At 67.8% G+C, this 10,531-nt stretch carries 9 protein-coding genes; 6 read left to right on the top strand and 3 right to left on the bottom strand.

Annotated elements, in window-relative coordinates; all coding sequences use genetic code 11:
- Positions 1–70 precede the first annotated feature (70 nt).
- From AC13GI_RS14860 to AC13GI_RS14870, 3 genes are read left to right on the top strand one after another with little or no spacing between them, the layout of a single operon-like run.
- Positions 71–436 (top strand): BlaI/MecI/CopY family transcriptional regulator, encoded by a 366-nt coding sequence (locus tag AC13GI_RS14860; RefSeq protein ID WP_482996694.1) that lies wholly within the window; start codon positions 71–73, stop codon positions 434–436.
- Positions 429–1,643: a M56 family metallopeptidase gene (locus tag AC13GI_RS14865; RefSeq protein ID WP_482996695.1), complete on the top strand. Its 1,215-nt coding sequence runs from the start codon at positions 429–431 to the stop codon at positions 1,641–1,643. Before AC13GI_RS14860 ends, AC13GI_RS14865 begins: the two co-directional genes overlap by 8 nt.
- Positions 1,643–2,203, top strand: a complete 561-nt coding sequence (locus AC13GI_RS14870; protein ID WP_482996696.1) for a hypothetical protein — start codon at positions 1,643–1,645, stop codon at positions 2,201–2,203. Before AC13GI_RS14865 ends, AC13GI_RS14870 begins: the two co-directional genes overlap by 1 nt.
- A 41-nt stretch (positions 2,204–2,244) precedes the next feature.
- On the opposite strand, the gene AC13GI_RS14875 is transcribed toward AC13GI_RS14870, so the two are convergent.
- From AC13GI_RS14875 to AC13GI_RS14885, 3 genes are all read right to left on the bottom strand, one after another.
- On the bottom strand, positions 2,245–3,045 hold the full coding sequence (locus tag AC13GI_RS14875; RefSeq protein ID WP_482996697.1) for an MBL fold metallo-hydrolase: 801 nt from the start codon (positions 3,043–3,045) through the stop codon (positions 2,245–2,247).
- A 10-nt stretch (positions 3,046–3,055) separates the two neighbouring features.
- Entirely contained in the window at positions 3,056–3,874 is an 819-nt protein-coding gene (locus AC13GI_RS14880; protein WP_482996698.1) for a S1/P1 nuclease, read from the bottom strand.
- 567 nt (positions 3,875–4,441) lie between these two features.
- A complete protein-coding gene (locus AC13GI_RS14885; RefSeq protein WP_099820845.1) occupies positions 4,442–5,071 on the bottom strand; it encodes an OmpW/AlkL family protein in 630 nt (209 codons plus the stop codon).
- 193 nt (positions 5,072–5,264) lie between these two features.
- Here AC13GI_RS14885 and gap point away from each other — a divergent pair, with 193 nt between their 5' ends.
- The 3 genes from gap (at position 5,265) to AC13GI_RS14900 (ending at position 10,459) form a co-directional block, all read left to right on the top strand.
- Positions 5,265–6,269, top strand: a complete 1,005-nt coding sequence (gene gap / locus AC13GI_RS14890) for a type I glyceraldehyde-3-phosphate dehydrogenase (protein ID WP_025874252.1) — start codon at positions 5,265–5,267, stop codon at positions 6,267–6,269.
- 129 nt (positions 6,270–6,398) lie between these two features.
- Positions 6,399–9,083: a DUF2339 domain-containing protein gene (locus AC13GI_RS14895; protein WP_380657599.1), complete on the top strand. Its 2,685-nt coding sequence runs from the start codon at positions 6,399–6,401 to the stop codon at positions 9,081–9,083.
- Positions 9,080–10,459, top strand: coding sequence for a DUF3999 domain-containing protein (locus tag AC13GI_RS14900; protein WP_380657597.1), 1,380 nt, complete (start codon positions 9,080–9,082; stop codon positions 10,457–10,459). Before AC13GI_RS14895 ends, AC13GI_RS14900 begins: the two co-directional genes overlap by 4 nt.
- Positions 10,460–10,531: the final 72 nt, after the last annotated feature.

Below are 10,531 nucleotides of genomic sequence, written 5' to 3' on the forward strand. Positions count from 1 at the left end.
GTACGGGTCGAGGGGTTGACAGTCGGTTCGATTACGCGCGTAATCGAATTGTCGATTACGGATGTAAACCATGACCCCGATCAGCGAAGCCGAGGCCGTAGTGATGGAGGTGCTGTGGCAGCAGGCACCGCGTACCGCCGATGAGGTCGTGGCCGCTCTGGCCCACCGCGACTGGGCCGAGCCGACCATCAAGACCCTGCTCAACCGCCTGCTGACCAAGGGCGCGATCGCCGCCGAGCGCGACGGCCGGCGCTATCTGTACCGGCCGCTGCTGCAGCGCCAGGCATGGGTCGAGACGCAGAGCCGGGACTTCATCGGGCGTGTGTTTGAAGGCCGTGTGGCGCCGCTGGTGGCGCATTTCAGCGAGCGCGGCCAGCTCAGCGCGCAGGACATCACCGAACTGAAGAAGCTGATCCAGGAGCTGGACCATGAATGAGCTGCTTGATGGGCTGTGGCAGGCCAGCCTGTGGCTGGCGCTGGGCGTGGTCCTGCAGGCGGCGGTGCGGCCGCTGCTGTTGCGGCTGGGCGGCGCTGGACTGGTGTATCGCAGCTGGTGGCTGCTGCCGCTGCTGCTCGCGGCGCTGTTGCTTCCCCTGCCGCAGGTCGCGCTGTTGCAGCATGTGCCGACCTTGCCGCTGAAGGTCGTGCCCGAAGCAGTGGAGGCCCTGCCTGCATCATCTCTGCAATGGCCCTTGCTGCTGTTGTTGGTGTGGGCGCTGGGCGCGGCCGTCTGCCTGTTGCGCGACCTGCGAGCACAGCGCCGCTTCGAACGTGGCATGGGCGGCCTGCGGGCGCGTGCCGATGGCAGCTGGCAGGCCAGTGGCGATCCCGGGCTACCGGCGCTGGTGGGCCTGTGGCGGCCACGCATCGTGGTCGGCCCCGATTTCGACCAGCAGTTCACCGCGCAGGAGCAGCGCCTGATCCTGCAGCACGAGCGCAGCCATCGTCGCAACGGCGATCACTGGGCCAACGGCGTGCTGCTGCTGATGCGCGCGATGTTCTGGTTCCACCCGCTGCTGCCATGGGCCGCACGTCGTTTCCTGCGTGACCAGGAACTGGCCTGCGATGCCCGCACCATTGCCCCGCAGCCCGCGCTGCGCGGCCTGTACGCCAGCACGCTGCTGAAGGCGCAGCTGGTCCACCCGGTTGCGCCGGCGGTCTGCCATTGGCGCAGCCAACCCGTGTTGAAGGAGCGTATCGCCATGTTGCAGCAGTCCAAGCGGAAGGCATTGCCGTGGGTGTCGGGTCAGGTGCTGGTGGTCGGGTTGTGCCTGGGGATGGGGGCGGTGGCGTGGGCCAGCCAGAGTGGCGCAATGGCGGTCGGCCCAGCGGCGGCCGTCATGGATCGGGAGATCCAGGTCGACAAGATGCCGCCGCCGAGCTACCCGAAGAGCGCGTTCGAGCAGAGCCAGGCAGGCGTCGTGGTGCTCCGCGTCGACGTTGATGCGCAGGGTGCTGTCAGCGATGTGCGTGTAGTGAGCGCCACCAATCCGGGCGTGTTCGACGCAGTGTCGATTGCAGCAGCGCGAAGCTGGACCTATCGCCCGGCGCTGAAGAACGGCAAGCCGGTGGCGGGTGCCGTGCGTATTCCGATCACCTTCGCCATGGATGAGAGCGACGACGTGACGGAGACCGCCAGGTGATGCGCATCGCGCTGCTGTTGGCAGCGGGGATGCTGGCAGGCTGCGCTACCCGGGAACGGCTGACCACCGTCGATACCCGCAATGAAAGCGTCGGCCATCAACGCCTGCATGCGGAAGGGAAAGGTGGCAGCAGCCAGGTGCAGGCGTACACGCTGGGAGCAACCGAAGGCTATCGGATGCCGCAGCTGTATGCAGCGCCGGATCCGCAGATCGGTCACCGTGACCCGCGCACCGAGCTGGCGCCAACCACGATCTGCCTGCAGGTGGTGATCGATGCCGAAGGGGCTGTCGAGCGAAGCCTGGCGCTGGTCGACCGCAGCGAATGCGCTGCAGGCGCGGCAAGCGAGAATGCGCCTCTGCTGCAGGCGGCGCAGGAGGCGGTGGCATTGTGGAAGTATTCTCCCGCCGCCGTCTGCCACTTCGCACCCGGCAAGGTGCCGAACGACCGTGGCGACTGCGAAGGCGCCGAGCGCGTTGAGCCAGTGCCGGTGAGCCTGCTGTATGCCTTCACCTTCGAGATCGTGAAGGGCCAGCATGTGGTGCGCACGCAGGGCAAATGACGCCGCGTCATTGCCGGAGCGATGAGGCGGCTATGCAGCCCTCACGCCCCGCCCTGGATGTTGGCCTTCACCGCCGGCTGCATCAGCTGTGGCTCTGCCAGCGTCGCATCACGCGCCTGACGCACGCTGACGAACTCGGCTTCGGCCACGCCCTCATGCACGTGGATGTTGTGCGCGCGCTGTTCGCCGATGGTGGTTTCATTGGCGAAATCGCGGCCGCCCGGGCCGTAGTCGTGGCAGACGAACACGCGGGTGGCATCGGGCAGGGCAAGCAGGCGCTGGATCGAGCGGTACAGCTGCGCGGCGTCGCCGCCGGGGAAGTCGCAGCGCGCGGTGCCGCCATCGGGCATGAACAGCGAATCGCCGGTGAAGACAGCATCGTCGATCAGATAAGCGATGCTGTCGCTGGTGTGGCCGGGCACGGCGATGATGCGTCCCTGCAACTCACCCAGTGCGAAGGTCTCGCCATCGGCGAACAGGTGATCGAAGACCGCATGTTCCTCGGGCAGCTGCAGGCCATAGCGCGGTGCGAACGTGGCCTGCACCGCGCGGATGCCTTCGCCGATGGCCAACGTCGCCTGCGGGAACCGCTGCTTGAGCCGCCGCCCCGCCGACACGTGGTCGGCGTGGGCATGGGTTTCCAGCAGCCAGCGCACGTGCAGCTGCTGCTGCGCGATGGCGTCGAGCATCGCACGCACCGGCGATTCGCTGCTGGCGTCGGTGTCCGGGTCGTAATCCAGTACCGGGTCGATCAGCGCGGCCTCCCTGCTGGCCGGGTCGCTGACCAGGTAGCTGAAGGTATTGCTGTCACGGTGGAAGAACGATTGCACCTGGACCGACATCGGATACTCCTCAGCGTGTGGCGAGCACGCGGTTCAGCAACTGCGCCAGGTTTTCGCCGGCCAGTCGCAGCTGCGCTTCGGCCACAGGCCGGTAGCGCGTGGTGTAGTCGTCGCCGATCTTACGCGAGGCAGGGTAAACGCCAGGTTGCACGGAAATGCGGCAGCTGGCTTCAGCCCAGCTGACCGGATCACGCTGCGGGTTGGACTGGCGTGCCAGCTTCGGCGCCGGCAGCGCGCGCAGCACCGGCAGGTAACCGGCATCGTCGACCTTGCGGGTATTGAGCATGCCGCTGTCCCACAGCGAGTGCAGGTTGGTGCCGCGGTTGCCGAACTGCAGCTGGAAATCGTTGCCGCCCTTGTCATGGCCGTAGCCGGCGTGCATCGGCTGATGGATGTCGCCGACCAGGTGCACGACGAACTTCAGCGCCTGCAGGCGCTCGCCATCGGTCAGGCTGCGGTCGCCGAGGATCGCGCTTTGCGCCTTCAGCGCTTCGACGATGCAGTTGCCGCTCTTGCAGTGCTTCGGCGCCTCGTAATGGCAGCCATCTTCGGCGATGTTGACGTAGTGCCAGCCGGCCGAGCGACGGCCCAGGCCGGGGTCCTTGGCGCGCAGCTGGTCGGCCCAGGGCGCGATGCTGGCCAGGGTGGCGCCGGGTTCGGTGGCCAGCAGGCGGTCGACTTCGGCGCGCGCGGTCGGGTTGAGGCGGCTGTCGGCCACTTCGGCGACCAGGCGGTGGCCTTGCGCGCCCCAGGCATGGGCGGGTGCGGACAGGGTCAGCAGGGCCGGCGCGATGGCGGCGGCGAGGAACAGGGAGTGCAGTGCTTTCATCCGCTCATTCTAGCCAGCGGGGGAGATGGGTGGTTGATGGAAAGCGGCGCGTTCCTGTTCTCTGGGCGGATGGCTGCAGGGACAGGCGCTGCGGGACACGCCGCAAGTACGTCCCTGTAGGCTCGGCCGCGGCATCCATGCCGCGGACGGTCCCGCACCGCCTGCCCCTGCAGCCACCATCCAACATGGCCGCGTTGGCGGATGCAAACGACAAAAGCAGAATCACAGTCAAATGCAGGATCACATCCTGCAGCCCGCAATCGCATGCAGCCGACGGCAACTGCGCAATGCGGTTGCCGGCTTCTGCTTGCGCTTGCGCGCGCGTGGAAAATGGAAGGGCGAGGCAGGGGAAGGGGACGGGACCGTTGGCGCCATGGATGGCGCCATCGAGCCCCCAGGGATGGGTTTACGGCGTGTCCCGGCCCCTTCCCCTGCCTCGACCTACACCGGTACCTGCGCCGGTCGTGTCCAACAAAAAAGCCCCGGCACACACATACCGGGGCAACATGCTGCGAGGGTTTTGCCTGTAGCGGGGGAGCGGGGGCGAAACCCCCGCCAAACAACCCCTTAGAACTTGAAGACGTAGGACGCGCCGTAGACCAGCGGATCGATGTTGACCGTGCCGATCTTCTCGCCGTCCAGCTTCACCTTGCTGTCGATGTCGATCCAGCGCATGTCCACGCGCAGGGCGCCCTTCTCGCCAATCGCGAAGTCGATGCCCGCATGCGCGGCCAGGCCCCACGAATCCTGCAGCTTCAACTTGCTGCCTGCCAGCGCACCGGTGGTGTCTTCGCTGAAGAAGGTGGTGTAGTTCAGGCCGGCGCCGACGAACGGCGACACCTTGCCCTTGCTGTTGAAGTGGTACTGCAGGGTGACCACCGGCGGCAGCTGCTTGGTGCTGCCCACGCGGCCCAGGCCGTTGATGTTGATGTCGTGCTTGAACGGCAACGCCGCCAGCACTTCGATGCCGAGGTTGTCGGCGATGAAATACTCACCGGTGATGGTCGGCTTGACGTCGTTGTCGACGTCGACCTTCAGGGTGCCGCCGGCCAGCCAGCCGTTGTTCGACTTCGGGGCGACCTGGTGCACGCCGGCGGAAATGGTCCAGTCACCCTTGGACTGGGCCATGGCCGGGGCAGCGGCCAGCGACAGGGCGGCGGCCAGGCTGGCCACGATCAGGGGGGAGGTCTTGCGCATGGGGGGGATCTCGTTGCTGGGTGGATGTGGCCAGTCTCGGCCTCACGCCGCGCTAACGCTTTGATCCGGATCAAATCCTGTCCGGCCCCCGTCCGGGCGCCGGCCTTGGCCCGCGGTGGTCAAGGCCGGCCTGCTAGACTTGTGGGCCCTATCCACCCCGCCGCACCTGTCGCGGCTGCAGGAGCTTGAGAACATGGCAATCAAGGTTGGTATCAACGGTTTCGGTCGCATCGGGCGTAACGTCCTGCGCTCGGCGGTGCTGAACTTCGGCGACGACATCGAAATCGTGGCCATCAACGATCTGCTGGAGCCGGATTACCTGGCCTACATGCTCAAGTACGACTCCGTGCACGGCCGTTTCAAGGCCGACGTAGCCGTCGATGGCAAGGATCTGCTGGTCAACGGCAAGAAGATCCGCCTGACCCAGGAACGCGATCCGTCCAACCTGAAGTGGGACGAAGTCGGCGTCGACGTCGTGCTCGAAGCCACCGGCCTGTTCCTGGACAAGGTCAGCGCGCAGAAGCACATCGATGCCGGCGCCAAGAAGGTCATCCTGTCGGCACCGTCGAAGGACGACACGCCGATGTTCGTGTTCGGCGTGAACGACAAGACCTACGCCGGCCAGGCGATCATCTCCAACGCCTCGTGCACCACCAACTGCCTGGCGCCGCTGGCCAAGGTCATCAATGACAAGTGGGGCATCAAGCGCGGCCTGATGACCACCGTGCATGCGGCCACCGCCACCCAGAAGACCGTCGATGGCCCGTCCAACAAGGACTGGCGCGGCGGCCGCGGCATCCTGGAGAACATCATTCCGTCCTCCACCGGTGCGGCCAAGGCCGTCGGCGTGGTCATTCCGGAACTGAACAAGAAGCTGACCGGCATGAGCTTCCGCGTGCCGACCTCGGACGTGTCGGTGGTCGATCTGACCGTCGAGCTGGAAAAGGAAGCGACCTACGCCGAGATCTGCGCCGAAGTGAAGGCACAGAGCGAAGGCGCGCTGAAGGGCATCCTGGGCTACACCGAGGACAAGGTGGTTGCCACCGATTTCCGCGGTGAAACCCACACTTCGGTGTTCGATGCCGACGCCGGCATCGCCCTCGACGGCACCTTCGTCAAGCTCGTGTCGTGGTACGACAACGAGTGGGGCTACTCCAACAAGTGCCTGGAAATGGCCAAGGTCGTCGCAGCCAAGTAAGGCCTGCGAAGATCGTCGCACGAACCCCGGCCTGGCCGGGGTTCGTCGTTTAAGGGGCCCGGCCTGACGTAGCATGGGCCGGTCGACCGCCGCCATCGTGGCGCGCGGGATCGCATTGGAAGGCGAGGAATGGAAGCACTCTTGGTCCTGGCAGTACTGGTCCTGCTGGCGATACCGCTGCTGCTGGTGGTGGCGCTGGTGATGATTGCCGGCCTGCGCCGGCGGGTCGCCGCGCTGGAGGCCGCACAGACCGTGCAGGTCGCGCCCATCCCGGTCGGGACGGTAGGCCGTGCGCCCTCGGCAGTAGCCGAGCCGCCGCGCGCGCCTGCGGCAACACGCGAGCCCAGCAGCGAGCCCTCGTTCCTGCGGCCCACGGCAACCCCTGCATCAGCGCCGGTCGCCGCCCGCGAAGAGTTGCCGCTGCCGGCCCAGCCCGCGCGTCCGCTGCCGCCACCACCGTTGCCACCGGAGCCCGCATTGCCGCCGTTGCCGGCAGAACCGGCCCTGCCGAACCTGGTCGAGCGCGCGATTGGCGCGGTCAAACACTGGTTCACCCAGGGCAATGTGCCGGTGAAGATCGGCATGCTGGTGCTGCTGGCCGGTGTCGCCGCGCTGCTCAAGTACGTCAGCGACCAGGGCTGGCTGGTGGTACCGGTCGAACTGCGGCTGGCGGGCATCACCGTCGGTGCGCTGGGCCTGCTGGCCTTCGGCTGGCACCAGCGCGAGCGCCGGCGGATGTTCGCGCTGGCCCTGCAGGGCGGCGCCATCGGCGTGCTGCTGCTGACCATCTTCGCTGCCTTCAAGCGCTTCGATCTGCTCGCGCCCGGTTTCGCTTTTGCCAGCTCGATCGCGCTGGTGGCGGGGCTGTGCGTGCTGGCGGTGGTGCAGAACTCGCGCACGTTGGCGGTGCTGGGCATCCTGGCGGGCTTCATGGCGCCGCTGTGGCTGTCCACCGGCAGTGGCAACCACGTCGGGCTGTTCAGCTACTACGCCGTGCTCAACGCGGGCATTTTCGCCATCGCCTGGTATCGGCCGTGGCGTGTGCTGAACCTGCTCGGTTTCGCGTTCACCTTCGGCATCGGCACGTTCTGGGGCGTGCTGCAGTACGACGCAGCCAAGTTCGCCAGCACCGAACCGTTCCTGCTGCTGTTCTTCGCCTTCTACCTGCTGATTCCGCTGTTGTATGCGCGCCGGCAGCCGGCCGGGCGGCGCGATCTGGTCGACGGCAGCCTGGTGTTCGGCACGCCGCTGATCGCCTTCTCGCTGCAGGCCGGCATGCTGCACGAACAACCGATGACGCTGGCCCTGTGTGCGCTGGGCCTGGCCGCGATCTATGCGCTGCTGGCACGGGCGCTGATTGCGCGCGCGTCGTACACGGTGCTGGCGCAGTCGCATGCGGTACTGGCGGTGGGCTTTGCGACGCTGGCGGTGCCGTTGGCATTCTCGGCGCGGGCCACCGGCGCGGTATTCGCGCTGGAAGGCGCCGGTCTGGCCTGGCTGGGGTTGCGCCAGAAGCGCTGGTTGCCGCAGGTGACCGGTGCGCTGCTGCAGCTCGCCGCCGCATTCGCGTTCGTGGTGGGTGCCGACCATTGGCACCAGGACCAGCGCTTCCTGCTCAACCCGACCGCGATCGGCGCGCTGCTGCTGGCCGTGGCAGGTTTCGCGGCCGCGTGGAGCTATCAGCGCAGGCAGCGCCATGACATCGCCCTGGCGTACTACCTGTGGGGCCTGCTGTGGTGGTTGGGCGGCCTGGTGCATGAAATCGGCCGCTTCTTCCCGCATTCGGTGCAGGCCGATGCCGTGCTGGTGCTGGCCGCCGTCACCGCCTGGCTGGCGTCGGAAGTACAGCGCCGCATGCCGGCGCGTGCGCTGGGCGTGACCGCGCTGGCGATGCTGGCGGCGGGCTTCCCGTTGGCGCTGCTGCAAAGCGACGCGCACCAGCAGCCGTTTGCGGGCTACGGCGCATTGGCGTGGGCAGTGTTCGCTGTGCTCGGCGTGCGCAGTCTGCTGTGCCTGCGTCAGGGCAGTGGCGGCGTGGCCCGTATCGCGCAGTTCCTGTGGTGGCTGCTGTGGCCGTCGCTGCTTTCGCTGCTGGCCCTGTGGGGCGGCGGCGACGCGCGCCTGGCGCAGGGCTGGACCGCGCTGCTGGTGACCCTGCCGTGGTTGCTGCTGGCGGCACTGTCGCTGTGGCGCTGGAACGTGCTGCGCTGGCCGCTGGGTGCTGCGTTTGATCCGGTGCGCCTGCCGCTGCAGAGCGTGATTTTCGCGGTGCTGGCGTTGGCCTGGTTGTTCGGCCTGACCCTGGCGGGTGACGCCACGCCGTTGCCGTGGCTGCCGCTGCTCAATCCTGCCGAACTGGCACAGTGGGTCAGCCTGTTGCTGATCGCGCGCTGGCTGTATGACGCGCAGGGACCGGCGCCGCTGCAGCGGTTGCGTGTGCCGGTGCTGGCCGTAGCCGGTTTCATCGCGTTGACCAGCACCGTGCTGCATGGCGTGCATCACTGGGGCGGGGTGGCCTGGGATCCGACAATGGCCCGCTTCAGCCTGGCGCAGACCAGCCTGACCGTGTTGTGGAGCGTGCTCGGCGTGATCGCCTGGGTGTGGGGCTCGCGTCGCGGCCAGCGTGTGCTGTGGATGGTCGGTGCCGTGTTGATGGCCGTGGTACTGGCCAAGCTGGTGCTGATCGACCGCCAGCACCTGGGCAACCTGCTGGGAATCGCATCGTTCATCGCCTACGGCCTGCTGTGCACCGTGGTGGGCTACCTGGCGCCCGCGCCGCCGAGCGCGCCGCCAACCGTGGAGGAAAACCAATGAGAAAGTGGAGCCGAGTGTTGCTGCCGGTCTTGTTCGGCGTGGCCGGTGCGGTTGCCGCGCAGGCCACGGACTACCGCGCGCAGTACGCCGAACAATGGCCGCTGAGCCTGTCCAGCGCGCAATCCGGTGCCTACCGGGTGGTGCTGGAGCCGGCGATCTACCGCCGCGCAGGCGCCGCCGATCTGGGCGACCTGCAGGTGTTCAACGCCGCCGGTCAGGCACTGCCGTCGGCGCTGCTGGCACCGGACCAGCCGTTGGCGCAGCCGCCGGTGCAGCGCGAGCTGCCGTGGTTCCCGCTGCCACCGCTGGCCGAGGCCCAGCGCAACGACCTGCAGCTGCTGACCGAGCGCGATACCGACGGCCGTGTGCGCCGGGTCGAGGCTCGGCTCGGTGGCGGTGGTGCGGTGGCAAACGGGCAGGGCGGCTGGTTGATCGATGCCAGCGTGCTCGGCCAGCAACCGCTGGCGGCACTGGTGCTGGACTGGGCCGAAAGTGGCCAGCCGCTGCAGGCGCAGGTGCAGCTTGATGCCAGCGACGATCTGCAGCACTGGCAGTCGATCGCCCGCGATGTCCCCCTGGTGGACCTGCAGCGCGCGGGCAAGCGCCTGCTGCAGCGCCGCCTGCAGGTCGACAGCAACGTGCGCTACCTGCGGATCCTGCCGCAGGGCGAGGCGCGCCTGCCGGAACTGCGCAGCGTCCTGGCGGAACTGCCGCCGGCGCCGGCAACGGTGCCGTGGGAGTGGCTGTCGCTGGAACCGACCGCGCAGGGCAAGGGTGAATTCACCTTTGAACTGGATGGTCGATTCCCGGTGACCCGCGCTGACGTGGCCAGCACCGACAACAGCCTGGTGCAGTGGACCCTGTTCAGTCGCGATGACGCTGCCGCCGAGTGGCAGCGCCGCAGCGCGCCGTGGATCGCCTATCAGCTGCAGCAGGGCGCACCGGGCCAGCGCCAGCAATCGGCGGCACAACCGCTGGGCGGCATGTACCGCGACCGCTACTGGAAGCTGGTCGCGAGCCCGGTGGAGACCACCAGCGCCCCGACCCTGCGCCTGGGCTATCAACCGGAAGTGATGGTGTTCCTCAGCCAGGGCGCAGCGCCCTACGCACTGGCCGTGGGCAGTACCACCGCGCGCCGCGCGGAGGCACCGATCACGGTGCTGATCGAGGAACTGCGCCAGCGCAATGATCCGTCGTGGCAGCCGACGCTGGCACGCTTGGAAGGCAGTCCGGAGACGCTGGCCGGTGATGCGGCGCTGAAGCCGCAGCACGACTGGAAGGCGTGGCTGCTGTGGGCGCTGCTGGGACTGGGGGTGCTGGTTGTCGGCGGACTGGCGTTGAGCCTGCTGAAGCAGAAGCCGTCGCCTTCGGCGTAGTTTGCAGCGAACGGCGCAGCCCCTCGTGGGTGGTCGGTTGGTTGCGTAGAGCAAAAGCCGCGCTTGGCCGGG

It is taken from the genome of Stenotrophomonas sp. 82F1 (genome assembly GCF_056861525.1).

Coding starts and splice junctions, on each gene's coding strand:
- AC13GI_RS14900 (WP_380657597.1), top strand. CDS start 9,080: ATGAGAAAGTGGAGCCGAGTGTTGCTGCCGGTCTTGTTCGGCGTGGCC.
- gap (WP_025874252.1), top strand. CDS start 5,265: ATGGCAATCAAGGTTGGTATCAACGGTTTCGGTCGCATCGGGCGTAAC.
- AC13GI_RS14860 (WP_482996694.1), top strand. CDS start 71: ATGACCCCGATCAGCGAAGCCGAGGCCGTAGTGATGGAGGTGCTGTGG.
- AC13GI_RS14870 (WP_482996696.1), top strand. CDS start 1,643: ATGCGCATCGCGCTGCTGTTGGCAGCGGGGATGCTGGCAGGCTGCGCT.
- AC13GI_RS14895 (WP_380657599.1), top strand. CDS start 6,399: ATGGAAGCACTCTTGGTCCTGGCAGTACTGGTCCTGCTGGCGATACCG.
- AC13GI_RS14875 (WP_482996697.1), bottom strand. CDS start 3,045: ATGTCGGTCCAGGTGCAATCGTTCTTCCACCGTGACAGCAATACCTTC.
- AC13GI_RS14885 (WP_099820845.1), bottom strand. CDS start 5,071: ATGCGCAAGACCTCCCCCCTGATCGTGGCCAGCCTGGCCGCCGCCCTG.
- AC13GI_RS14880 (WP_482996698.1), bottom strand. CDS start 3,874: ATGAAAGCACTGCACTCCCTGTTCCTCGCCGCCGCCATCGCGCCGGCC.
- AC13GI_RS14865 (WP_482996695.1), top strand. CDS start 429: ATGAATGAGCTGCTTGATGGGCTGTGGCAGGCCAGCCTGTGGCTGGCG.